Source organism: Actinoplanes sp. NPDC049598 (assembly GCF_040675435.1).
Taxonomy (GTDB): Bacteria; Actinomycetota; Actinomycetes; order Mycobacteriales; family Micromonosporaceae; genus Actinoplanes.
The window spans coordinates 226008-250594 of record NZ_JBFAOX010000014.1; the positions used below are offsets into that span (position 1 = coordinate 226008).

The window sequence follows — 24587 nt, forward strand, 5'->3', positions numbered from 1 at the left end:
CCGGCCGCGCCGGGGCCGGCACAGCTTCTTCCTCATTCGTCAGCTCACCTTGCGCCACTGCTTTGGTTGACGTGTTAACCAGGTGGCCCTAGGCTTTGGTTAACACATCAACCGAATCGAGGACTGCCATGACTGCCGAACCGAGCGACACGGCCCCTCTCGGCCGCCTGGACGAGAAGGCGAAGCGCATCCTGTTCACCGACGCGCGCACGGCCAACACCTTCACGGCGACCCCGGTCACCGACGCCGAACTGACCGGCATCTGGGAGCTGGCCCGCTGGGCGCCGACCTCGGCCAACTCGCAGCCCCTGCGGGTGCTGTTCGTCCACCCGGGCGAGGGCCGCGACCGGCTCGTGAAACACATGGACGAGGGCAACCGGGCCAAGACCGCCTCGGCGCCCGCGGCCGCGGTGCTGGCACTGGACCGGCGCTTCCACGAGCACATCCCGGCCGTCCTGCCGTACAAGCCCCAGCTGAAGGACGTCTTCGCAGCCGACGACGACCTGCGGGCGGGCACCGCCTTGTTCAACGCGACGCTCCAGGCCGGCTACTTCATCCTCGCCGTCCGCGCCCAGGGCCTGGCGGCCGGCCCGATGGGCGGATTCGACGCCGCGGGCGTCGACGCCGAGTTCTTCCCGGACGGCCGGTTCCACGCGATCCTCGTGGTCACCATCGGCCACCCCGGCCCGAAAGCGTGGTACGCGCGCCTCCCCCGGCTCAGCCACGACAATGTCATGCAATGGGCCTGATCTGCACCGTCCGGGGCGACAACCGCAGTTCCCGGGCGATCTCCGGATTGGACAGTCCTTGCCGGACCAGCCGAGCGACGCGCCGCTCGGCTGTCGTCAGTGGCTCCCATCCGTCGGCCGGTCCGTCCGGCGCCACCGGCCCGGCCCAGCCGATCCCCCACGGGCGCAGCCGGGCGTCGGCCCGCCGGAGGTCTCCGGCGGCACCGAGGCGTTCGTACGTCCGTGCAGCGTCCTCGAGAGCCTTCCGGGCCTCCGCCGAGGCGCGACCGGCGGCGAGCCGGACCGCCGTCTCCTCCCGGGCGTTGGCCCGCGGGATCAGCCAACCTTGGGCCCGGTACACATCGGCCACGCTGTCCAGCTTGGTGCCGACGAGCAGCAGCGGCATCACCGCGGTCTCGGCCACCAGTCGTGACCAGGCAGCGAGCGACTCGTCGTCGGCCCACTGCAGATCCTCGAGGACGAGCAGCATCGGCCCGGCCGCACACCGCCGGGCCACCACCTCGACGATGGTGCTGATGGCGGCCACCAGCGGGTCGCCGGCCTCGACCCGGATCGACTCCGGGGGCCGCCGGCCGAACAGGTCAGCGAAAAGGCGCAGCGGGAACGTCCGGGGAGCCTCTTCGGCCACCGCTTGATAGATGCCGATGCCCTGGTCCCGGGCCGCCTCGATCGCTGTCTCGACAAGCGTCGTCTTGCCGGCGCCCGGCGCGCCCTCGATCCAGACCAGTCCGCCCCGGCCCCGCCGCAGGACCTGAACCGCTGCCGTCAGGCGAGCAAGGTCGGTCTCACGCCCGGGCAACCGATCCATGGCAGCAACACCAGCCAGACGATCACACCGCCGCCGGGCACGGCCCGCACGCCGGGATCACCACGCCGGCGCCGCGATGGGACCGATCGGTTTCGCCAGCCGGACCGAGCTCCCCGCCTTCGGTGCCGGCGACGCCCCGCGCAACAACTCGTCGACCAGCCGGCGCGCCTTCGACGGGGCGGTGCGCGAGTCGGCCGGTTTCTCGGAACGTGCGTTCTTCACAGTCACCACGGTCCCCCAGTCGGCCACGGCCGGGCATCCGCCACCTTGCGTACGTTTAACCGGCGCCACGGTCACCGTGCGATCACCCAGCGTGCTGGGTGAACTTCGCCCCCCGCCTCGCATCGACGGGAACGTAGGCGGCCGGCGGCCTTCGACCTGCTCCTGCGCACCGGCGTCGCCGTGCGTTCGCACACCGTGCTGAACGGCCGGCATCAGATCACCGCGGACGACGGCCTCGAGATCGAGGCGCAGTCGGTCATCGCGGCCACCGGCGCGTTCAGCGTTCCGATCATCCCGGCGTTCGCCGGTGACCTCGATCCCTCCGTACGGCAGATGCACTCCGCCGACTATCGCCACCCGGGCCAGCTGCCGCCCGGACCGGTCCTGGTGGTGGGCGCGGGCACGGCCGGCGCCGACATCGCCGTCGAGCTCGCTGCCGGGCACGACGTCCGGCTGGCCGGGCGCCATACCGGCTCGGTGCCGGTGGCCCTGGCCCGAAGCCGGGTCGTGCGCCGATTGGTCCTCGCCCGCCGGATACCGCCCGGCCGGCTGGGTCGGCTGGTCCAGGCCCGGGACAGGCGGGATGGCCGGAGAACCGGCGGGGGATCTCGGCCTCCGTACCCGGGCTGGGATTCGTCGGCCTGTCGGGGCAGAACACTTTCGCCTCGGGCTTCCTGTCCGGCATGCCGGCCGACGCCGCTTCGGTGGTCCGCCACCTGTCGCCTCCGTGGCGAGGATGGAGAGCGACGGCGTCCGGGAGGTCCTGGTGTGGGTCATTTCGACAGGGGCGCCCGGCACAGGAAGCTCCAAGGATCTTCGCGGCCGGTCGGCTGAACGCCTGCCCCCCGGGGCCGTCGCCCACAGTATGAGGAACCTGCGAAGCCAGTCCGCCGTTCGCTCACTGGCTCTGGGCGCGGCTCGTCTGACGTACGCCGTCGACGGCGCCATGGCCTTCCCTCCGGCCGGCTTCTTCCCGTCCGTACCGCCCGGGCAGTGGACACCCGATCTCCTGGACGAGCGCGGCATGGTGCCGATGTCGGCCGGCGGCCTGCTGGTCGAGATCGGCGAGCACCGGCTGCTCATCGACGCCGGACTCGGCGAGATGCGGGGTGCAGCGGGCGGGGGCATGGTCGACAGCGGATCGCTGCTCGACACGCTGGCCCTGCTGGGTCACGACCCGTCCGAGATCGACCTGCTCGCCCTGACCCACCTGCATCCTGACCATGCGGGATGGGCCCAAGCCTTCCCGCACCACGCGCTGGCGGCGGCGGAGGCCCGCACGGCTCCGGAGAGCGACTGGCTCACCGCCGCCGAACTGATCGAGGACGGCGACGAGGTGGCCCCCGGCGTCACCGCCATCGTCACTCCCGGCCACAGTCCGGGCCACACGTCCTACCTGATCACCTCGGGCGCCGAGCGGCTGTTGTGCTTCGGCGACGCCTTCCATCACCCGCTGCAGCTCGCTCACCTCGACTGGGGCTCGGGCCCCGACTGGCACGGGGAAAGCGTTCCGGCGGCCCGGCGGCGCCTGCTCGACGAGCTGCTGACCCCGGGCACCCTCGGCTTCGCCTTCCATTTCGGCGACCAGCCCTTCGGTCGCGTGGCCCGCACGTCCGACGGGACGCTCACCTGGGACCCCGTCGCCAGCACCGTGATCGCCGGCCCGCCCCGTCTCCTGGCGTAGTCCCGCCACCGGATGCCCCCGGCCCGCAACAATCGCCGGGCCCATCGTTGATCCCAGGCCCCGATCAACCGTCTACTCCTAGGTAGGACCTGACCAACCATGGGGGGAGCATGACGGTGGACCCGGAGGGGATACGCCTTTGCCTGCTGGGCCCGGCGAGAATGTGGCACGGCACCACCGAGACCACTTTGGGAACGGCCCGGTCGATCGCGGTACTGGCTGTCCTGGCGCTCAACGGCGGTCGCGCGGTGTTGCGCGACCAACTTGTGGCGGCATTGTGGGACGAGGCGCCGCCCAGCGCCGTCAACAAGATCTACGGTTATGTCTCCGCGCTGCGTCAGCTGCTGGAGCCGGCGCGCAAGCGCCGGACGGGAGAGCGCATGCTCACGTCGAGCAGCGGCGCCTACCGCCTACGGATACCTGGGGTCGACATCGACGTCTTCCAGTTCGAGGCGCTTCGGGAGAAGGCTTGGCAGCATCGCGCCGCCGGTGACCCGGTGGCCGAACTGCACGCGCTGGATGAGGCCTTGGAGCTGTGGCAGGGAGCGGCTCTGACCGGAATCCCCGGTCCCTTCGCCGCGGCTGAGCGCCGGCGTCTGACCGAGTTGTGGCTGGTCACCGCCGAACGCCGGGCTGAGCTGCTCATCCAGTCGGGCCGGGCGGGCGAGGCCGTCGACCGGCTTCGCGCCCGGCCGGCCACGGATCCGGCCCGGCCCCGATCCCGCGAGCTGCTGGGCACAGCGCTGCAGGCGGACAGGCCGATCGAGGCCGAACCGATCGGCACGGGGTTCGGCGGCATCGAGGCGCCCGAATCCGTGCCCGCTGCGGCTTCCCTGCTCGTGGGCCGGGAGAACGAGCTCGGGCGCCTGCGCCGGGCGGCCGCCGGGCTGGCCGGCCGCACCGGTCGCAGCATTCGCGTGCAGGGCTCGGCCGGTATGGGCAAGTCGGCCCTGCTGGGCGCCGCGCTGCACGGGTCCGTCCCGGCCGGCGGCCGGGTCGGCTGGGCTGTGGGCAGTGAGCTCGCGCGGCGAATACCGTTCCGCGTCCTGCTGGAGTGCCTGGAGACGGCGCTGCCGGGCGACGACCGGTGCGAGGACCTGCGCCGGCTCTCGGACGAAGCGGCCGACGGCGACGACGACGTCCTGGCCGAGGCCGTGGGCCAGGCGGCGGAGCTGATTCGCTGGGCCGCCGCCGAGGCGCCGCTGATCCTTGTCGCCGATGACCTCCAGTGGGCCGACAAGGGCACTGTGCGGGTGTGGAACAGGCTGCGGGACATCGCCGCGGAGCTGCCGCTGCTGCTGGTCGCGGCCACCCGCCCGGGCGTGGCCCGGCCACCGGACGCCGACGAGATCATCGAGCTGGCACCGCTGTCGCCGGCTCACGCGACCCTGCTCGTGCACTCGATGGCCGCGGGGACACCGGACCGGCGGCTGATTCGCGAGATCGTGGCCGAGGGCGGTGGCAACCCGTGCTACCTGGGGCACCTGGCGGGTGCGGGGTCGATACACCCGACGCCGGAGCTGATCTCCGCCGTGGACGTGCACCTGGCGCCGTACGGTGGTGCGACCCGGCGGATGCTGGAGGCCGTCGCCCACCTCGCAGCCGGCCGCGAGTCCACCGACACCGCCGCCGCAGAACTCGGCGAGCTGACCACCGTGACCGGACGCGACCGTGACGATCTGCGCCAAGTCCTGGCGCCGGCCATCCGCGACGGTGTGCTGGACGTCGCCGGCGACCACCTCGCCTTCCGGCACCGCGTCGTCGCGCGGGTGCTGTACGAAGGCACGGCGGCTCCGCTGCGCGTGATGCTGCACCACTCGTTCGCCTCACGCCTGGCCGACGCGGGCCGGCCGCCGGAGCACGTCGTGCGGCAACTGCTGGCCGGTCCGGTGCCGATGCAAGGACCGATCGTCAGCTGGCTGATCGCGCACATCGAGCAGCTCTCCGGCCGCGCTCCCCAGCTGGCCCTGGCGACGCTGGAACGAGTCCGCGCCCAGGATGCCATCGCCCCCGCTGACCGTCTCGTCATCACAGCCTGGCTGGCCCGGCTGTTGTACCGCCGGGGCCGCACCTGCGTGGCCGAGGCCGGCTGGGTGGCGGCCCGCACGGATGACCCTTCCGTCCGGGGCGAGATGCGACTGCTGATCGCGCTGGCGCACGAGGAGAAGGGCGACCACGAGAGTGCCGCCGGGATCGCCCGGGCCGAGCTGCGGCAGGCCGGCGCCCCGGCGTTGTGGCTCGACCGTTTCCGGTCCCTGATCGACCGGATACGCCCACACCTGTCGTCCACCGCCCCGCCCTCCCTCTCACGATTGGCGACCACCGGGCATGACGTCTCCGTCAATTGGTGATCAGGGTGCCCCCGGCAGCGGGCCGGCGCGGCTGCGGGTCTCGGTGCTCGGCCCGGTACGGGCCTGGCTCGGCGCGCGCGAGGTACCGCTGGGCGGTCCGCGCCGGCGCACCTTGTTCGCCCTGTTGGCCGCGGCGAGCGGCCGGGCGGTGCGGCGCGGCGAGCTCATAGAGGGCGTCTGGGGAGCCCGGCCGCCGGCCACCGCCGCCAGCAACCTCTACACGTCCATCTCCGCGCTGCGCCGATCGCTCGGGCCCGGCGTGATTCTCTCCGGGTCCGCCGGATACGCGCTGCGCGTCCGGGCCGACGACCTGGACAGTGAGCGCTTCCTGAGGATGACCCGGCGTGCCGAGGAACTCCGCGAGGCCGGGGATCCGGTCGGAGCCGCCGCCGTGGCCGACGAGGCACTGGCACTGTGGCGTGGCGACGCGTACGCCGGCCTGACGGGGCACCGCTTCGAAGCCGAGCGCGCTCGTCTGCTCGAACGCCGCCTCGCGCTGACCGCGGCCTTCCCTGACGCCCGCCGTAGTGGTCCGCCCTTGATCACGGCGAGCGACCAGGCCCGGACCGCGCGCGCCCACTCCAGGCGGCCTCGCCGCCCCATGTCACCGGTGATGCCGGACGATGTCGCGGGCAAGCTGCGTGACGGCACGGCGGCTCGTGTCCCGGCCGGCCGTGAGGCCGAGGTCAACCTCCTGCGCGGGTTGCTCGCCGCAACGGCCGGCGGCGCCGGTACGGCCGTGCTCGTCGAGGGCGAGCCGGGTATCGGCAAGTCGACCGTGCTGACCGCCGCCCTGGCCAGGGCCGGTGAACTCGGCTGCCAGATCGCCTGGGCCGCCGCCGACGAGCCGGGCCCGAGCGCTCCGGCGCCGGTCGTGGCCCGGGCTCTGGGCCTCGCCGGCGACCCCGCTCCGCAGGCCCGGCAGATCCTCGCCCATGTCGGAGCGGTCTGCGCGATCGCCCCGCTCGTGCTGGTCGTCGACGGTTTCCAGTGGGCCGGCGAGGCCGACGTGCTGCTGTGCGACCGGCTGGTCGCCGCCACTCGGCGGCTGCCCCTGATGGTCGTCGTCGCCGCCCGCCGGCAGCCACACGGCCGCGAGCTGAGCCAGCTACGGCACGCCGTGCAGACCCGTCAAGGCAACGTCCTCTCGTTGGGGCCGCTAGCCTCGGAGGCTCTCCAGGAAGTGATCGCCGAAACGGTCGGGGGCCGGCAGGGCCCGCACCTGGCCGCGGTGGCCGCGTCGGCCGGCGGGAACCCGTCCTTCGCCCAGCAGATCGTCCGCTCCCTGGTGCGCCACGGAGCTGTGCAGATCACCGCCGGCCAGGCCGACATCGACCCGGCCGCCCCGGTGCGCACGCCGCAATCGATCCTCGCCATGGTGGGGGCCACGCTCGACCACCTGGGCGACAGAACACGGGAGACGCTGCGGACGGCGGCTCTGCTGGGCATGAGTTTCGCGGTGGAGGACATGGTCGCCGTGACCGGGCGTACCCCGCTGGACCTGATGGCTGACCTGACCGAGGCGATGGCGGCCGAGATCGTGGTGGACAGCGGGGCCGGGCTGGCGTTCCGCAACAGCTTCGTGCGCCAGGCCGTCTACGACGGCATGGCGGCGACGACCCGGGCCAGGTTGCACCGGCACACGGCCGAGGTGCTCGACCGCGAGGGCGGCACCGTCGCCGAGGTGCTGGAGCAGTTGGCGGCCACGCCGCCCGAGGTCGACGAGTGGGTGGTGAGCTGGCTGGTCCGTCATCACGCCGAGGTGGCCCGGCGCAGCCCGCTGAAGGCCCGTGACCTCATCCGTCATGTGCTGGCCACCGTGGTGCCGACCGACGACCAGCGTCAGACCCTGCTGATGGCGCTGGTCCGCCTGGACTTCCGCCACGAGCGGTGGTCGCTGCAGGAGGCCCGGGACGCGCTCGGTTCGGCGCGCGAACCGGCCGACCGCGCCGAGATGCGGCAGCTGCTGGCGGCCATGACGTTCCGGCGCGGCGACGAGAACGCCGCGATGGCGCTGCTGGAGAACGCCATGGACGACGCCGGCGTGCCGGAACTGTGGCGGACGCGGCACCGGGTGCTGCTGGCCATGTTCCGCCGCGGCGGACTCGACGACCTCGACCGGGCCGACCGTACGGCGCAGCGGCGGTACCAGGACGCGGTCGCGGCCGGACAGCCGCTGGAGGCGGCGTTCGCGCTGCAGACATCGTGGCTGACTCATTCGATCCGGCGGGATCATCCGCGCGCACTCGAGTACGCCGACCGGGCGCTGGAACTCGTCCGTGGTCGCCCGGAGTTCACCGGCATGTACTTCGGGCTGCTGGACAACCGGACGTTCACTCTGCAGAACCTGGACCGGCTGGACGACGCCGAGTCGACCCTGGGCGAGGCCGCGGCGTTCGGCGCCCGTCACCGGCGTCCCACCGGTCTGCAGGTCACGTCGGCGGTGCAGCACTACTGGCGGGGCCGCTGGGACGAGTCACTGGCCGAGGTGGGGGCGGTCACCGACGACGACCCCGGCCGCACGCTGCTCGGCATGCGTGAGCCGGGAGCGGTCGGCATGCTGCTGCAGGGCGTCGGGGCACTGATCGCCCTGCGCCGCGACCAAGCGGACCTGGCGACCGCCCATCTGAGTGCGACCGACACCATCCCGGCGACCGCCTCCGAGCGTGAGACCTGCGACTTCCTGGTCATGGCGCGGGCGACAGCGGCCGAGCAGCAGGGCCGCCCGGACGAAGCTCTCGAGATCGTCGGGCCGCTGCTGGATCCTGGGTACGCGCCGCTGATGCTGCGTCACCAGTGGCTGCCCGACATCGTCCGGCTGGCCATCGCGCAGAATCGGCCGGCGCTGGCCGAGCGGGCGGCCGCGATCTGCGCGGACGAGGCCGGGAAGGAGGTCGTCGCCGCCCGGGCATGGGCGGCGGCGCAGCGCTGCCGGGCCCTGCTGGACTCCGATCCCGCGCCCGCGCTGGCCGTGGCCGAGCACTACCGGCGCGTGGGCCGGATGCCGGAGCTGGCCGCCGCCTTGGAGGACGCGGCCGCGCTGCTCGTGACCGACCGGCGGCCGGATGAGGCGGCGCGAGTGGGCGGCGAGGCGGCCGCGCTGTACGAGCAGTTGGGCGCACGGTGGGACCGGCGCCATGTCCATCAGCGGCTCGCCGACATGGGGGTCCTTCCGGCCGCCGTCACCATCCCGGACGGCGACGACCACAGGACCTGACGTCCCCGGTCACGGCGGTTCTGTCTCACCGTCACGGCCGGTGTCGGCGGGGTCGTCCTCCGGAGCCGGTCGTGTCCCCGGCCAGCCGCCACCGTCGGCCAGGACGATGCGGCGGACTTGCGAGCGCTCCACCGCGATGCCCGCTTCGTGCAAGGCCGCCGTCAGCCCGTCCAGCGTCCATGTGCCCGGACCGGTGAACCCGCCCGGACCGGCGGCCGGGCGACGGCCTCGCGTGCTCTCCGGCGGCCCCGACCGGGCCATCGCCCGGATCGTGGCCCGCTCGGCATCGCTGAGGCGGCGAGGCCGTCCCGGACTTCGGCGTATCCGCAGGCCGGCCAGTCCCTCCGTGTTGAAGCGATGAATCCATGACCGGACCATGCGCTCGTGGCAGGACAGCCGCTTCGCGACTTCCGCCACTGTGAGCCCGTCCCACGACGAGGTGATGATCCGCGCCCGCAGGACGACATCGGGATGTTCGTCCGGGGACACAGCCAGTTCTTCGACACCGGCCTTCTCGTCGTCGTCCCGGGCCGCACGAGCCGCCACCGAATAGGGCATGGGCTGGTCCTCGCCTTCCCAACGACCACGTACCTTCGGATCAATACGACGTCGCGAAAGGCCCTTTGTTCAGAGCGCGGCGCACCCGGGAAACGGCACCTATTTAGGGAACGGCTAAGAAAGACGGGGCCGAAAAAATGTTATCCCCAGGTCGCGTCTCAAATTTCTCCCAGGCGAGTTGCCGCAGCCCACCGACGTGCGCATACTTTCTCGCGGCAGTGCTCGTAATCGTCGCATCGAAGGAAAACAGGAAATGCGGACTCCGCCCTCGCACGTCGCATTACCGGATCCGGCCCGGCGCCGTCGGCTCACCCGCGTGACACTGGCCTCCGCGGTCACCCTGGCTCTCGCCGGCAGCGCGATCTACATCGCGGGCGCCAACGCCGACGAGGTCGCCACGCCCAACCGGGTCCAGGCCGAGGCGTTCGCCGCCCAGTCCGGCGTCAAGACCGAGAAGAGCGCCGACACCGGCGGCACGCTCGACGTGGGCTGGGTCTCCAAGGGTGACTGGATGCGCTACGACAAGGTCTCCGTGACCGGTACCGACCTGGCCGTCCGGGTTGCGTCGGCCAACGCCGCCGGCGGCAGCATCAAGCTTCATCTCGGCACCCGGACCGGCCCTGTGCTCGCCACCTTCGCGGTCACCGCGACAGGCGGCTGGCAGAAGTGGGCCACGGTCAAGGCCAAGGCCGCCAGCGTGCCCTCCGGCCCGCAGACGGTCTTCGCGGTGATGGACAGCTCGTCGACGGCCGACTTCGTCAACGTGGAGTACTTCGACTTCGGCCCGGCCTCCGGGACGACGGCGTCGGCGCCCTCCGCCTCGGCGAGCACCCAGCCCGGCACCTCGACCGGCGCTTCGACCGGCACCTCCTCCGGCGGCTGGGTCGACGTCGACGAGGCCCAATGGCAGAAGGATCTCGCCGCCTACAACGCGATCGTGCCGGCGCCGGTGACGGCGGGCACGACCCGCGTCGGCGAATTCCAGAGCAACTGCAAGGAGTCCGGCCGGGCCGACGACGACCCGATCGTCTTCCCGGGCATGAAGGGCGCCTCGCACAACCACAGCTTCTTCGGCCCGCCGGTGGACGCCTTCACCACCACCAAGAGCCTGCTCACCACGCCGACGACCTGCGATGCCCCCGGCGACCACGCCGCGTACTGGGTGCCGTCGCTGACTCAGGACGGCAAGGACGTCGCGACCAAGAGCTTCCGGGTGTATTACGGGTGCGGCCGGGCCAAGTGCGACACCATCCGCCCCTTCCCCCAGGGCATCCAGTTCGTCGTGGGTGACGCGAAGCTGCAGGTGGCCACGCCCAAGGGCACGCCGAACCAGTTCTGGTGCGTCGAGGACGCCGAGATCGGGCGCAGCAAGGACGGCAACTGGCCGGCCTGCGGCCCGAAGGGCCACATGATCATCCAGGTCGTGTTCAAGCAGTGCTGGGACGGCAAGCACGTGGACTCGCCGGACCACAAGTCGCACATGAGCGACCCGGTCAACGGCAAGTGCGACGGCACGCACCCGGTGGCGCTGCCCGAGATCTCTTTGATGGTCAACTACGCCACGACCGGCGGCGAGGGCCTCAAGCTTTCGTCCGGCCTGCCCTCGACCATCCACGCCGACTTCATGAACGCCTGGGAGGCGCCGAAGATCGCGGCGCTGGTCAAGACCTGCCTCAACCAGACCGCCAAGTGCGGCACCACCCCGACCTTCGTCGGCGGCTGACCTACCGGTAAGTGACGAACGGGGTTCCGCGCCGTGTGCGCGGAACCCCGTTCGCTCGTGCGCCCGGCGGGAAGTGGTCCGGCGCGTCGGCCGGCTTCACGAAGCCGGTCTCCCCCACCGTGACGTCCCGGCAGTCACCTCAGGCGGCCTTGTCGACGTCGCCGACCGTGCTCTTGAGCGACTGCATCGCATAATGCGCCCGCGACTTGACCGTGCCCCGAGGCACACCCAAACGCTCCGCAGCCTCCTCCACCGACGCCCCCCGCAGATACAACTCAGTCAACACATCACGGTGATCCACACTGAGCCCACGAAACGCGTCAACCACACTCTGCAGAGCCAAAGCACTGTCCGACGAATCCTCCACCGCCACATCGGTCGCCTCCTGCAGATTGACCTCCGCCGGCCGCACCTGACGCATCCGGGCCGCATCGATCGCCACCCGCCGGGCCACCGTGAACAACCAACGCCGAGCACTCTCCTCACCACTGGGCAACGACTCCAAATGCCGCCACGCCCGCAACATCGTCTCCTGCAGCAAATCCTCAGCAGCCGGACGCTCATGCCGGGTCAAACCCAGCAGAAAACGCATCAACGGCCGCGAGTACGCAGAAATGATCGCCTCCATCCGCGACTCCGCCTCCCGGCGACGCGGACCACTAGCCCATTCCGGTGAACACATAGAAGCCGCAGTCACAACTACCCCCAGGATCGATTCCTTCTCGACCCGAGCGTAAGAACCACCATGTTCAAGGTTTATGGAACGCAAGTGGAAAGAAAGTGCCATCGACCGATGTCGGCCGGCTCACACAGATGACAACGGCATCCCAGGTTTGCGGTTCACATCCAACACCCAGAATCCCAGGAAACGACAAGGAACCGGCGACACCATCGTCGCCGGCTCCTAGTGATGAGACTGACGCTCCGCGTCGGCAACCCTTACGGGCACCGACAGGGCCCCTTGCGGCTACGCACCGGCCGCGATCGGCTCGACGTGCCCGTCCGCCTGGCCCGTCTCGGTGCAGGCATCCTGCGGCTTGCTGACGAACACCGACGAGAACTGGTCCGGCGGGATGACCCGGTAGCCGGCGGCCTTGGCCGGAACGCACGCGTTCGGCGCGTAGGTGACGGCGATCAGCGCGTGAGCATGACCACCAGGCTTCAAGGTGACACGCGGGGTCGCACCACCGTCGCGGATGAAGCCCCGGCCGAGCTGCTTGCCGCCGCCCGCGGCGACGAACGAGACACCGGGGTAACCCTCGACGAAACAGGTGCGGCTCCCCGCGTTGCGGAACACGAGCCTCTCGGTGTGCGTTCCGGCGTTCTGCTGGGCGCCCGCCTGATCGGTGACCTGGAGGTCGGCGGTCCGGCACTCGGGCGTACCGGCGCCGCCGCCGCTGCTCGACCCGGACGACGTGGTGCTGGTCCCCGAGCCGGTGCCCTTACCCCCCGAGCCGGTACCGCCCGACCCGGTGGCGCCCGAGCCGCTGTCCCCCGAGCCGGTCGTGCCGGACCCCGCCGTACCGGCGGAGCCGGTGTTGTCCGAACCAGACCCGGACTGACCGGTCGCACCCGCCCCCGCGGATGACGCCGACGGCGCCGGGTCCGACGCCCCCGTGGTCGACCTCGAGGGACCAGCGCACCCCGCCGTCGCCAGCACGACCCCGGCCAGGCCGGCGACCACAACCATTGCTTGCTTGACGTTGCCCATGCCCCGTCTCCTTCCCTCCTTCGGTTCGACGCGGCGGGCCGGGACGGGTTCACCAGTCCGGCAACCTAACAGACGCCGTCCAGAGGACTCACAGGCGAGGCCTCTGTGGCCGTCCGAACCCGGCCGCTCGGCTTCCGTCGACAGCATGTGAGCACCGAGCCGGAGGAGACACGGATGAGAACCGACGAAAGTGACATGGAGGTCCGGCCCTGGCGGCGGAGTGACCTGGCGCTCTTACGCGCGGCGGCGTCCTCGTTCTCGCCGAGAACGCTCTCCGCGCGGTTCATGATCGGAACCACGAGCCTCCCCACGGCGTACCTTGACCGGCTGCTCGGAGCGGGCCGTGACGGCCTGCCCTGGCTCGGTGAGGTGGCCTTGAGCGGCGGCGAACTCATCGGCATCGCCGAGTGCGCCTGGGAGCCCGGCCACCCCGTGGAGTTCGCCCTGCTGGTGGCGGACGCCTGGCACCGCCACGGCGTCGGTGCCCGCCTGACCGGCAGCTTGCTCAAGCGTTGCGTGCAGGCCGGCATCACAGATCTCTGGGCCCAGTCGGACCTGGGCAACACCGCCGCCGTCCGCCTCGCCCGGTCCACCCGCTGGCGCTCGACCCCGGTCGGCGACTGGGCGGTCTCGACCTCTCTCCGCGAAGGTGTTCGCTGGTACACCGCCACGTTCGCGTTCCCGGGTCGCTCAGCGGCGGCGCCGACCTCGAACGGCCCGTCCGGCTGCCTGATCGAAAGCGCCGGCGGCGCCGTGAACCTGAGCTCGTGAATTGCGTCTCATGGCGTGCGGTCAGTCGCCGCTGAGCCGCTCGCCTCGCCCGAGTACCAGGAACGGACAGGACATGATGGACCGATGAAGGTCATTGTTGTTGGTGGCACCGGATTGATCGGTTCACGGATCGCCTCGGCGCTGCGGGACCGGGGGCACGAGGTGACGACGGCAGCCCGTTCGGGCGGGTCGGGAGCGGACCACCGGCTCGACGTGGAGAAGGCCACGGTCGACGGACTCCGGCCGTTGATGGCCGGGCACGACGCCGTGGTGTTCGCCGCACGCACCGATGAGCAAAGCCCGATCCCCAAACCGATCCAGCCCGTCCTCCGCCGCACCATGGTCGATCCAGTGGTACGGCTGTTCACCGCCGCCCGGGAGGAGGGCGTCTCCCGCGGCGCCATCATGGGCTCCTACTACGCCTACTTCGAGCGCGTCCGTCCGGAATGGACGTTGGCCGTCACCCACCCGTATGTCTCGGCCCGTCTCGAGCAGGCACGCGAGGCACGAGCCGTCGGGTTGCCCATCGCTGTCCTGGAGCTGCCGTTCGTCCTCGGGCCCGGCACCAACTGGGCCGGGCCGCTGGCCGGTTAGGCCCGTGGCCGCGCGCCGCTGGTCTCCCCGCCCGGTGGGACCGCGGTGGTCTCGGCCGACACCGTCGCGTCGGTCACCGTGACCGCGCTGGAGGAAGCGTCCGGGGCGGATCTCCCGGTCGCCGACGAGAACCTGTCCTGGCACGACCTGGTCGCCCGAACCGCGGCCACAGTGGGCCGGCCGCGCCGGGTCGGGCGGCTGCCCGGTGCCGTCTTCCGCGCCGCCACCGGTCTCGGCGGCGCGCTGCAGTCGCTGTCCGGCAAGCAGACCGGCCTCGCGATGTTCGGCCTGGCCGACCTGTTCCTCCGGCACCTTTATGTGGAACCGGTGACCGGCCACTCGCTCGACCCCGCGTTCCGCGAGACCTTCGGCTAGCGCGTCAGCATCGCGCGAAATAGCGCCTGCGCATGCCGCGGCGTCGAGTTGAGGCAAGGCGCACACCCGGCGCGGGATGCGTCTCCACGCTGAACATCGCCCGACCCGCGCCGTTGTCCCAGTCATGAAGTCAAAACCCCTCAGCTCGTCAACTTCTGAGTCGCGATGACACACATCAACGAACTGGCTGACCGATACGTCGCCGCATGGGCCGCCCTGAGCCCGGTGGACGCCACCCACATCGGCGAGCCCGGGTACGACGACAAGCTGGACGATCTCTCGCCGGAGGGTTTCGCGGCCCGGGGCGACCTCAAGCGGGACACCCTCGCCGAGCTGGCCGCGTTGACGCCCGGCTCGGCTGCGGAGACCACGGCCACCGAGGTCATGCAGGAACGCCTCGGGACCGAGCTGACCCTGCTCGATGCGGGCGACACCGCCATGGAGGTCAGCGTCCTGGCGACCCCGCTGCACTCCATGCGGCGCGTCTTCGACGTGATGCCGGCGCAGGGCGAGGCGGCGATGGCCGACATCTCAGCACGCCTCGGTGCTTTCCCGCGGGCGCTCACCCAGTGGCGGCACACCTTGCTGGACCAGGCGGCGAAGGGCAACGTCAGCGCCCGGCAACAGATCATCGAGCTGGCCGGGCAGTGCGTGGCCTGGACCGACCCCGCCCGCGACAACTTCTTTCTCGGCTTGGTCGACCGCTTGGCCGTCTCGGGAACTCAGCGAGCCGAACTGATCCGCAACGCCACAGCGGCAGCAAGCGCCACGGCCGACTTCGGCGAGTTCCTGCGTACCGAACTGGCCCCGCGCGGGCGGCCCAAGCAGGCGGTCGGACCGGAGCGATATGCCCGTGCCTCGCAGTACTTCCTCGGTGCCCGGATCGACCTGCGAGAAACGTACGCCTGGGGCTTCGCCGAACTGGCGCAGGTCGAGGCCGAGATGCGGCAGGTGGCAGCGGAGATTGCCGGTCCGGGCGCCACAGTGGAGCGCGCTGTCGAGGTGCTCGACGCCGACCCGTCCCGGATCCTCTCCGGCCCCGAGGCGTTCCGCGAGTGGATGCAGGCGCTCGCGGAAAGCACTATCGCCAGCCTGAACGGTACGCATTTCGACATCCCGCCGGCGGTGCGGACCATCGAGGCACGCATCGCCCCCACGCACGAAGGACTCATCTACTACACGCCGCCGAACGCCGACTTCAGCCGGCCGGGCCGCATGTGGTGGGCCGTTCCGGAGTCACAGAAGACCTTCTCCACCTGGCAGCAGACCGCGGTGGTGTTCCACGAGGGCGTTCCCGGCCACCATCTGCAGTTGGGCCAGGCGATCCATGAGGCGGACCGGCTGAACCGCTGGCAACGCCAGCTGTGCTTCTGCGCCGGGCACGGCGAGGGATGGGCGCTCTACGCCGAGCGCCTCATGGAGGAGCTGGGGTACCTGCAGGACCCGGGGGATCGCCTCGGCATGCTGGACGTCCGGGCGCTGCGCACGATCCGCGTCATCATCGACATCGGCATGCATCTCGAACTCGAGATCCCCCGGGACAACCCGTTCGGTTTCCACCCGGGCGAGCGCTGGACGCCCGAGCTGGGCTGGGAGTTCCTGAGCGGGCACAGCCGACTGCCGACCGACATGCTGCGGTTCGAGTTGAAGCGCTATCTCGGCATGCCCGGCCAGGCTCCCGCGTACAAGGTCGGTGAGCGCCTCTGGCTACGAGCGCGCGAGCAGGCCCGAGCACGAAGCGCCGACTTCGACCTCAAACGGTTCCACACCGACGCTCTGAACCTGGGCTCGGTCGGGCTCGACGCCTTGCTGAGCACCTTTTCCCGGCTCTGAGAGACCACGGTGAGCTCGCTCGCACGTCGCTCCGGTCCGGCCGAGGTGAACTCGGCATCGCCTCATCCGTCACCGAAAGCATGGACATCATCGTCATCGGGGCCGGGCCGACCGGGTCGTTCCTGTCGCTTTCACTCGCCCGCCGGGGACACGCGGTAACCGTGGTGGACCGGGATCCCGGGCCCGGGCCCGACGGCACGTGGGCACGCAGCGGCGTGATGCAGTTCCGGCACCCGCACGGTCTCCGGTCGCAGGTCGTCGACGCCCTCCGGGCGGAACTGCCGGACGTGCTCGGCCTGCTCGCGACGAGCGGCGGATACTTCGCGGAAGGCGCCTTGGGCGTACGCCGCAGCGTCTACGAGAGGGTGCTGCATGGCGCTCTGACCCGGGAGAGCGGCGTCACGATGCTGACCGACAGCGCCCGGGACGTCCGTCCGGCCGACGACGGGCGCCTGGTGCTGCTGCGCGACGGAGGCACCAGCACGGCGGACCTTGTCGTCAACGCCACCGGCCGGGCCCGCTTCCTGCGGGAGCGGCGCTCGGCCGGCCTGGACAACGACACGGGCCTGGCCTACGCCTCACGGGAATATCAGATGACGCCCGAAGCACACGGCAAACTGATCACCGGTGCTCGCCTGGCGTGGACCTTCCCGGGGTACTTCGTGCGGATCTTCCCCCACGACAACGACATCATCTCCACCTTGTTCATCCGGCGCGCGGACGACCACGACCTGCTTGTGCTGCGCGACGAGGACGCGTACGAGGCGGCGACCGCCGCCGTGCCCCCGGTGGCCGCCGTCATGGCGTCCGGCCTGATCCGGCCGATCTCCGGGGTGAACGCGGGCGGCCGGATGCGCAACATCTACCGGGGGCAGCTGAGCTCCTCGGGGGAGATCGAGACGCCCGGCGTCATCCACGTCGGCGACGCCGTCTTCTCGCCCAGCCCGATGTGGGGGCGGGGCATCGCCACGTCGCTCATGCAGGCACAAGCCCTGCTCGGCCTCGTCGACGCCGGACACGATCGGGTCACCATGACTCGCGAGTTCGACGCCTGGTGCCAGGAGAACATGTTCCCCTGGTTCGAGGATCAAAGGCGTGACGACGCCGTCCTGCCCGCGCTCTGGGACGACAGCGATCTCACCGTCGACGGCAGCCTGCCGTCACGGATCATCACCCTGGCCGTCGCCGAGGACCCGCAGTTCAAGGAACTCATCGCGCAGTACATGGACATGCGGGTGCTGCCCTCCGCGCTGGCCGTGGCCGAACCCGCCGCCCGGGAACGTGTCGCCGCCGGGTGGCGGCCGCCCCTCGCGGAGGGCCCGGACCGTCGCGAACTGCTCCGGCTGATCAACAGCAGGACCGGACGTGAGGACAGCGCCATCAGCGACACCATCCCAGCCTCGCCGGGCGAAGGCACGGTCTGAGACCCACGCAGGAGGGCTCGGGGCGCCCGGCCGGGAGGGGCCGCGGTGCCGGCCGTGCCCTTCCCGGGGCCGGCCTCACCTCCGGGGAAGGCGCACCCGCAGGGCGGCGATCCGGTTGAACATCACCGAAGGCAGGCGCTCGACGGTGTCGTCGGCGAGTTCCAGGCCCGGAAACAGGTCGAGCAGTTGCCGCAGGCCGATCCGCGCCTCCAGCCGGGCCAGGGGCGCGCCAATGCAGTAGTGGATGCCGTGACCGAAGGCGAGATGGGGCGCGTTGCGGGTGATGTCGAAACGGTCCGGTTCGGCGGTGACATCGGGATCCATGCCCACCGCCATCGGCGACACGGCGACGACGTCACCGGCCTCGATCAGCTGACCGCCGAGGGGGAACGTCTCGATGGCGAGGGCCGGCATCGTGGCCTGCACCACGCCGTCGTAGCGCAGAGTCTCCTCGACCGCGGAATCGATCAGCAGGGGGCGCTCCCGCAGGAGAGTCAACTGGCCGGGGTGCCGCAGGAGCGCCAGGACGCTGTTCGTGATCAGGCTGGCCGTGGTCTCGTGCCCGGCTATGAACAACAGGTAGACCATGGCCATCAGTTCGTTCTCGCTGAGCCGGTCCGTGCCGTCGCGTACCTGGATCAGCCCGGAGATGAGGTCGTCACCCGGGTCGTCCCGCTTGGCCGTGATCGTGTCGCGCAGGAAGCCCAGCATGTTGTCGGCCGCCTCCCGATACGCGTCGAGACCGGCAGTGGTTCCGGCGGCCAGGGTCGTGAACCAGATGCTGAGCTGATCTTCGTTGCGCCACGGTATGCCGAGAAGGGCACAGATGACCCGGAACGGAAGCGGGAAGGCGTACTCCGCCGCCAGATCGACGGCGCCTCCCCGGCCGAGAGCCGGGGTGAGGCCGTCGATCAGCTCGGCCGAGATGGCCTCGATGCGGGGAGCCAGGCTCTCCACCCGCCGCCGGGTGAACGCGGCCGTGATCAGCTTGCGGAGCCGGGTGTGATCGGGCGGATTCTGATTGAGCATGTGGGTCTGCAGCATGGCGGCCTCCGGAAGCTCACGCCGGAAGGCCACCCCGGCTCGGCCGCGTGACAACCGCGAATCGGTCAGGGCGGCGCGCGCCTCGGCATTGCCGGTGACCATCCAGGCCGGATGACCGCTGGGCAGGACCACCCGGTTGACCGGGCCCCGTGCGGCCAGGCCGAGCCACGCCGCGCGACGAGCGCCGTCGGCCACGGCGGTGAAGACTTCACTGATTCTCTCCATGTCCGGAAGGACGCGCCGCACCGGCTCGCGTTCACCACGGGCCGGTGGCGTGAACCTTCTCGCACCGGGGCACCGGCTCAGAATTCGGCGTCCACACGCGGCGTCAGCCTTGCGGCGATCGACGGCGCGGTCAGGGCGGAGCCCGGGTCGACCAGATGGAAGACCCGGATGAACGCCCGCGCGACCTCGACGTCGGTCGCCGTGGCCGCGCGAACCTGCGCAAGGTAGGCGACCGTCGCCGGATCGACCGGGCGGCGCGGGCCCACCGCCTCGGGAAAGCGCAGATCGTTGGACGTCGCCGCCGCCCAGGGACCGTCAAGCACCGCGTCCGCCGCGGCGAAGAACCGGGGGCCCACCTCGTCGGCGCCGGCGGCGAGCACCTCCGCGAGCGCCTGTGCCTGCAACGCCGCGACAGTCATCCCCTGCCCGTAGACATAGCTCAGCGAGCACAACGCGTCGCCGACGACCACATAGTTCTCCGGCAGGCCGGCCAGTCCGGCGTACCTGTGCCGCACCGCGTGCGGGAAGCGGATCAACGCCGGATCACCGATCGGCTCGGCATCCCGGATGATCTCCGCGATGTCCGGGTTGTCGAGAGACTCGGCGTAGGCGAGCATGCCGGGGAGATCGATCGGCGGTGTCTGCCCGAACCAGCCGTTCATCGACACGACCCAGGTGTCGTTCTCCTCCGCCAGCACCAGACCACTGCGCTGTTGGCCGGGGTACGCGGGCGAATTCCCGCCGAGCCGGCCGTCCAGGTGACGTCCCCGGCTCCGGAAATGGTGTGACACCGACGACAGACCGATCTCCACCGTTTCCCGCGGCACTTCGGGAACGCTTAGCGCGGCCAGCCACACCGGACTGCGGGAGCCCCGGCCACCCGCGTCGACCACCAGATCCGCGTCCACCGTCCGGCCCGGTCCGGCCAGCGAGACCCCGACCACCCGTGAGCCGTCTGCGGCCGCCCGCAGGCCGGTCACTTCCGTCGCGTCGAGGATCCGCACATTGGTGATGGCGGCGACCCGCCGGCGCACCACGTGCTCGACCAGTGCCCGGCCGGCCATCACCGCCGGCAGACCCGATGCGTGGGCCAGGATCGGCCGGCCGTCCAGGTACCACTGGATGTCCTCACCGGCGTCGCCGGTCTTCCCGCCGGCCGCCACGACGTCCGACGTGAACCCCTCGAGCAGCGCCTCGAACGTCATCGCGCCCCGGGCCAGCATGCCGTGCGCCTGCCGGGCCTGAGGCACCCCACGACGCGGCACCGGCTGCGCCGGGAACACGTCGCGGTCGAAGACCACCACCTCCGAATAGACGTCGCTCAGGACCCGGGCCGCCAGCAGACCGGCGAGCGATCCGCCGACAACCACCGCCCGGCCCGTGCGATCCGCCGTACCGTCAGGCATGTTCTCATCCCCTTCACCGGCGCTTGGCTCGCGCCTCTGCCGGGAAGTACGGGACGGTTCCCTGATGGTTCGGCGCGGGCAGCGGTGATCGGTGTCTCAGCCTGGCCGGCAACCATCGCCTATGCGGCCCGGGCGGGTGCGGAGGTGGTCGCCGCCTCGGTCCTGATCGTGGCCGGCGAGGCCGCGGAGCTCAGCGGTGCCGTCACCCTGCCCGCTCACCGCCGCCAGGGCGCGCAGTCGGCCATGCGCGCCGCGCGCTCGGCGGCGGCCGCCGCCGAGCTGGGCGTCCGCTGGTTGTTCGTCGACGTCGAGGACCGGCCCCGCCGGGGGCGAACCAGTCCTACGACAACATGGTGCGACTCGGCTTCGCCCCCTGTCGACCAGCCGTGACTGGGTCTGGCGACCGGGCCGGGCCTGACGCCGGTGGAGGCGCCGCACGAACGGGGGGACATGCGGCGCCTCTACAGTGAAGACGGCGTGGACGGGCCCGAGTTCAGGAGAGCGTCATCTCTGTCCGGCCATCTCCTCGGAGGGCGGAACGATCCGCCAGGCGAAGGAGTAACTCGCGAGCGCGGCGCCGATCGCCTCGGTCTGCGAGTCGTCCGCGCGGATGGTCGCCACGGGCGTTCCATCCTCGATCCGGACCACGACATCGACGCCCGGGACCTCGGCGAGGACGACCCGGCGGACGACGTCGGCCCGTAGCGCCGGTTTGAAGTCCTTGCCGACGGCGGTGACCGGCAGCTCGGCCATGACGTACACGGCCTTGGGCGCGGCGGCGGCCTCGGCGACGTGCCCGGCGGCCCAGGCCACCAGTTCCTCGCTGGTCACCGTGGCGCCGGGGCGCAGCGAGACGTAACAGACGGGCACCTCACCCGCGTACGCGTCGGGGCGGCCGACCGCCGAGGCGCCGGTGACGTCCGGGTGGCTCAGCAGGGAATCCTCCACCAGCGCCGGGTCGATGTTGTGGCCGCCGCGGATGATGACGTCCTTCAACCGGCCGGTGAGGTAGAGGTAACCGTCGGCGTCGACATGCCCCAGGTCCCCGGTGTCGAGCCAGCCGCCGGCCACCTTGCCCATCGGGTCGAGGGTCCGGGCGCCGTCCGGCCCGACGGTGACGTAGCCGGGGAACACGCCGGGACCGTCGATCGTGATGATGCCCGTCTCCCCCGGCGGCAGCGGGCGGCCGCCGGTGACGCTGACCGCGCGCATCCGCTGGTAGGGCAGGCGCAGCCCGGCCGATCCCCGACGGGGATGCCCGGGCCGGATCCGGGCCGACACGCCGCCGGCCTCGGTCAGCCCGTACCCGTCGCAGATGGGGACCGAGGTGTGGCGCTCGAAGGCCTCCCGGATGCTGTCGGACAGCGGGGCGGCCCCGCTGACCACGAATTTCAGCGACGACAGATCGGCGTCGACCGGGACCTGGGCCAGCCGTGCGTAGACGCTCGGCACCGCGTTCACGAAACTGATGCGGTAGCGCTCCACCAGCTGCCAGAACGCCGGATAGAGCTCCGGATCCCGGAAGCCGAGCGGACCGGCCCACACCACCCGGGCGCCGGTGTACGCCGGTGAGATCATCGAGATCAGCACCGCGTTGACATGGAACATCGGCAGACCACTGAACATGGTCAGGTCCGGGTCCTCGGAGGTGACGTCGAGACCCCAGGCGACGAAGACCTCGTTGGCGTGGGTGTGCGCCGCCAGCTTCGGCGTTCCGGTGGTGCCCCCGGTGTGGAAGTAGGCCGCGATGTCGTCCGGCCCCGGCCGTTCCGCGACGAGGTGACCGGACGGCTCGTCGGCGGCCAGCTCCTCCAAGTAGGCCACCTTCGTCCCGGTCCCGGCCCCGGTCAGGGCGGGCCGGTCCTCCCGCGCTCCCACCGGGCGCAGGGCCAGCACCGCGGCCAGGCCGGCCCGCTCGCCGAGGCGCACGGCCGACGCCCACAGCTGCGGGCTGATCTCCGGGCCGGCCGCGATCAGGACGGTGGTCCCGGCCAGCCGGATCATGGCCTCGATGGTCTCCGGGTCCAGGGCGGGGTTGATCGGTTGAGCGATGGCCACCGCCTCGGCCGCCAGGGTCGCGGTGAGCAGCTCACCGGTGTTCGGGCCGAGCAGGCCGATCGGATCGCGGCGGGTCACCCCCAGCCGGTGCAGGGCGTTGGCGACCCGGGTGACCCGGCCCAGCAGCTCCTCGTGCGTCACCGGCTCCGGTGGCTCGCCCCGGCCGGCCGGCAGCACATGGGCCACCCGGCCGGCGAAGTGCTCGGCGCCGCGTTCGAGCAGCGCGTACGTGCTGCCGGGGAGGTCCCGGGTGGCGAGGTCTTCCTTTTCCACCAGCGCGGGATCGAGAACAGGCTTCATTGGACGGCCTCTCACAACAATTCATCGACGTTCCGTTCGACGTACGCGCCCCCGGTAGGTTCGACCGGAATCCGTACGCGTCAGCCGGTCCGCCGGACCTGCCGGCTGAGCGCCAGCGTGCCGATGACACCGAGCACCGCGACCCCGGCACAGGCACCCAGCACTTCGGCCGCGGCGGGCCCGGGCAGGCGTGGCCCGGCCTGGTCCAGGTAGAGACCGCCGAGCACGGTCACGCCGATGACCTGGGAAAGCTGCTGGGTCGTGGCCAGGATGCCGCTGGCGTCGGCGGCCCGGTCCACCGGCACCCGGACCAGGCTCTGGGTCAGCAGAGGGCTGAAGCTGAGCCCGGTGGCGGCACCGGTCAGGAGCATCAGCGGAACGAGCAGGCGCAGATCCTGACCGCCGCCGCGCAGCGCCAGCGCGATCAGCAGATAGCCGGCGCCCGCGACGAGCGTCCCGGCCGTCGGCGCCCAGGCGTGCAGGGCCCGGGGGAACAGCCGCCACGCGTACCCCAGAGCGCCGAAGGCGAGGGCCATGGGGGCGAAGACCAAGCCGACATGCAGGGCGCTGTCGCCCAGTGCCGTCTGCAGGTGCAGCGACGTGGCGAAGAGGAAGCCGCCGTAGGCGATCATCCCGGCAGCGAGGGCGCAGAGCCCACCGACCATGCCCGGTGAGCGGAGCACTTGCAGGTCGAGCAGCGGGTCGCCGCCACGGGCGGCCACCCGCCGCTCGGTGGCGACGAAGACGGCGAGCACGACGGCGCCGGCGGCCATCGTCACGAAACTCCAGACCGGCCAGCCCTGCTCACGCCCCAGCACCAGCGGAAGCACGATCAGCAGGATCCCGGCGGCCCCGGTCAGCAGACCGGCGACGTCGAGCCGCCGGCCGCGGGCGGCCCGGGTGGCCGGAATGAATCGGGGGGTGAGGGCGACGACCGCGACCCCCACCGGCACGTTGATCAGAAATGCCGGGCGCCAGGAGAGACCGGCGATGTCGGCGGAGACCAGGACACCGCCGAGGACCTGCCCCAGAACGATTCCGGAGGCCATGGTCGCGCCGTACACGCTCAGCGCCCGGGCCCGGTCGGCGCCCTGGAAACGCTGCTGGATGACGCTGAGGATCTGCGGGACCGTCGCCGCGGCGCCCACTCCCTGCACGAAGCGGCCGACGACGAGCACCACCGCTCCGGGAGCGAGACCGCAGACCAGCGAACCGAGCGTGAACAGGACCAGGCCGGTGACGAACAGGCGCCGCGCGCCGAACAGGCTGCCCAGCCGGGCGCCGGTGATGAGCAGCATCGCGTAGGCGACGGTGTAACCCGAGACGACCAGTTCGAGGGTCGCGCCGGAGGCGTGCAGACCGGTCCGCACGGCGCCCAGGGCGACATTTACGATCGTCACATCCATGGAGACCATGAACAGCCCGATCACGAGCAGGGTGAGGGCCGCCCAGCGGGATCGGCCCGGATCCGCGGCCGTCACCGGTCGTAGGGTTGTCTCATGTTGAAGTGCCATGCCGCGACCGTGCCTCGGGC

At 71.5% G+C, this 24587-nt stretch carries 21 protein-coding genes; 12 read left to right on the forward strand and 9 right to left on the reverse strand.

What is annotated here, in order from left to right; genetic code table 11:
- Positions 1 to 128 precede the first annotated feature (128 nt).
- On the forward strand, positions 129 to 749 hold the full coding sequence (locus AB0J66_RS30080) for a malonic semialdehyde reductase (protein ID WP_364667601.1): 621 nt from the start codon (positions 129 to 131) through the stop codon (positions 747 to 749).
- Here the strand turns inward: AB0J66_RS30080 and AB0J66_RS30085 are convergent.
- Together AB0J66_RS30085 and AB0J66_RS30090 are read right to left on the reverse strand one after the other, a co-directional pair.
- Positions 733 to 1557, reverse strand: a complete 825-nt coding sequence (locus AB0J66_RS30085) for a LuxR family transcriptional regulator (RefSeq protein ID WP_364667604.1) — start codon at positions 1555 to 1557, stop codon at positions 733 to 735. The genes AB0J66_RS30080 and AB0J66_RS30085 overlap by 17 nt on opposite strands.
- Before the next feature lie 57 nt (positions 1558 to 1614).
- Positions 1615 to 1779 (reverse strand): hypothetical protein, encoded by a 165-nt coding sequence (locus tag AB0J66_RS30090; protein WP_364667607.1) that lies wholly within the window; start codon positions 1777 to 1779, stop codon positions 1615 to 1617.
- A 195-nt stretch (positions 1780 to 1974) separates the two neighbouring features.
- On the opposite strand from AB0J66_RS30090, the gene AB0J66_RS30095 reads away from it, so the two are divergent.
- The 4 genes from AB0J66_RS30095 to AB0J66_RS30110 all read left to right on the forward strand — a co-directional run bounded on the left by AB0J66_RS30095 (position 1975) and on the right by AB0J66_RS30110 (position 9031).
- Entirely contained in the window at positions 1975 to 2613 is a 639-nt protein-coding gene (locus tag AB0J66_RS30095; RefSeq protein WP_364667728.1) for an NAD(P)-binding domain-containing protein, read from the forward strand.
- 31 nt (positions 2614 to 2644) lie between these two features.
- A complete protein-coding gene (locus AB0J66_RS30100) occupies positions 2645 to 3463 on the forward strand; it encodes an MBL fold metallo-hydrolase (RefSeq protein ID WP_364667610.1) in 819 nt (272 codons plus the stop codon).
- A gap of 110 nt (positions 3464 to 3573) precedes the next feature.
- Positions 3574 to 5814: an AAA family ATPase gene (locus AB0J66_RS30105; protein ID WP_364667613.1), complete on the forward strand. Its 2241-nt coding sequence runs from the start codon at positions 3574 to 3576 to the stop codon at positions 5812 to 5814.
- Positions 5792 to 9031: an AAA family ATPase gene (locus AB0J66_RS30110; protein ID WP_364667616.1), complete on the forward strand. Its 3240-nt coding sequence runs from the start codon at positions 5792 to 5794 to the stop codon at positions 9029 to 9031. The genes AB0J66_RS30105 and AB0J66_RS30110 overlap by 23 nt, the downstream gene beginning before the upstream one ends.
- Before the next feature lie 9 nt (positions 9032 to 9040).
- On the opposite strand, the gene AB0J66_RS30115 is transcribed toward AB0J66_RS30110, so the two are convergent.
- Positions 9041 to 9589: a helix-turn-helix domain-containing protein gene (locus AB0J66_RS30115; RefSeq protein WP_364667619.1), complete on the reverse strand. Its 549-nt coding sequence runs from the start codon at positions 9587 to 9589 to the stop codon at positions 9041 to 9043.
- A gap of 316 nt (positions 9590 to 9905) precedes the next feature.
- Between AB0J66_RS30115 and AB0J66_RS30120 the strand changes: the two genes are divergently transcribed.
- Complete coding sequence (locus AB0J66_RS30120; protein ID WP_364667622.1) at positions 9906 to 11312, forward strand: DUF1996 domain-containing protein; 1407 nt, start codon at positions 9906 to 9908, stop codon at positions 11310 to 11312.
- A gap of 139 nt (positions 11313 to 11451) precedes the next feature.
- Here the strand turns inward: AB0J66_RS30120 and AB0J66_RS30125 are convergent, their stop codons facing one another.
- Complete coding sequence (locus AB0J66_RS30125; RefSeq protein ID WP_364667625.1) at positions 11452 to 11940, reverse strand: sigma-70 family RNA polymerase sigma factor; 489 nt, start codon at positions 11938 to 11940, stop codon at positions 11452 to 11454.
- A gap of 339 nt (positions 11941 to 12279) precedes the next feature.
- Entirely contained in the window at positions 12280 to 13023 is a 744-nt protein-coding gene (locus AB0J66_RS30130) for a DUF4232 domain-containing protein (protein WP_364667627.1), read from the reverse strand.
- A 174-nt stretch (positions 13024 to 13197) separates the two neighbouring features.
- On the opposite strand from AB0J66_RS30130, the gene AB0J66_RS30135 reads away from it, so the two are divergent.
- The 5 genes from AB0J66_RS30135 (at position 13198) to AB0J66_RS30155 (ending at position 18020) form a co-directional block, all read left to right on the forward strand.
- Positions 13198 to 13794, forward strand: a complete 597-nt coding sequence (locus AB0J66_RS30135; protein WP_364667630.1) for a GNAT family N-acetyltransferase — start codon at positions 13198 to 13200, stop codon at positions 13792 to 13794.
- A gap of 84 nt (positions 13795 to 13878) precedes the next feature.
- Positions 13879 to 14388, forward strand: a complete 510-nt coding sequence (locus AB0J66_RS30140) for an NAD(P)-dependent oxidoreductase (protein WP_364667632.1) — start codon at positions 13879 to 13881, stop codon at positions 14386 to 14388.
- A gap of 45 nt (positions 14389 to 14433) precedes the next feature.
- Entirely contained in the window at positions 14434 to 14763 is a 330-nt protein-coding gene (locus tag AB0J66_RS30145) for a hypothetical protein (RefSeq protein ID WP_364667635.1), read from the forward strand.
- A gap of 165 nt (positions 14764 to 14928) precedes the next feature.
- Positions 14929 to 16596: a DUF885 domain-containing protein gene (locus AB0J66_RS30150; RefSeq protein WP_364667638.1), complete on the forward strand. Its 1668-nt coding sequence runs from the start codon at positions 14929 to 14931 to the stop codon at positions 16594 to 16596.
- A gap of 80 nt (positions 16597 to 16676) precedes the next feature.
- On the forward strand, positions 16677 to 18020 hold the full coding sequence (locus tag AB0J66_RS30155; RefSeq protein WP_364667641.1) for an FAD-dependent oxidoreductase: 1344 nt from the start codon (positions 16677 to 16679) through the stop codon (positions 18018 to 18020).
- 75 nt (positions 18021 to 18095) lie between these two features.
- Here AB0J66_RS30155 and AB0J66_RS30160 read toward each other — a convergent pair whose 3' ends face one another.
- Positions 18096 to 19289 carry a cytochrome P450 gene (locus AB0J66_RS30160; protein ID WP_364667644.1) on the reverse strand — a complete coding sequence of 398 codons (1194 nt, stop codon included), beginning with the start codon at positions 19287 to 19289 and terminating at the stop codon, positions 18096 to 18098.
- Positions 19290 to 19366: 77 nt separating this feature from the next.
- Positions 19367 to 20695, reverse strand: a complete 1329-nt coding sequence (locus AB0J66_RS30165; protein WP_364667647.1) for an FAD-dependent monooxygenase — start codon at positions 20693 to 20695, stop codon at positions 19367 to 19369.
- Between the two features lie 84 nt (positions 20696 to 20779).
- Here AB0J66_RS30165 and AB0J66_RS30170 point away from each other — a divergent pair, with 84 nt between their 5' ends.
- Entirely contained in the window at positions 20780 to 21085 is a 306-nt protein-coding gene (locus tag AB0J66_RS30170; RefSeq protein WP_364667650.1) for a hypothetical protein, read from the forward strand.
- A 114-nt stretch (positions 21086 to 21199) separates the two neighbouring features.
- Here AB0J66_RS30170 and AB0J66_RS30175 read toward each other — a convergent pair whose 3' ends face one another.
- Complete coding sequence (locus AB0J66_RS30175; RefSeq protein ID WP_364667652.1) at positions 21200 to 23053, reverse strand: acyl-CoA synthetase; 1854 nt, start codon at positions 23051 to 23053, stop codon at positions 21200 to 21202.
- A gap of 80 nt (positions 23054 to 23133) precedes the next feature.
- Positions 23134 to 24534, reverse strand: coding sequence for an MFS transporter (locus tag AB0J66_RS30180; protein ID WP_364667654.1), 1401 nt, complete (start codon positions 24532 to 24534; stop codon positions 23134 to 23136).
- Positions 24535 to 24587 lie beyond the last annotated feature (53 nt).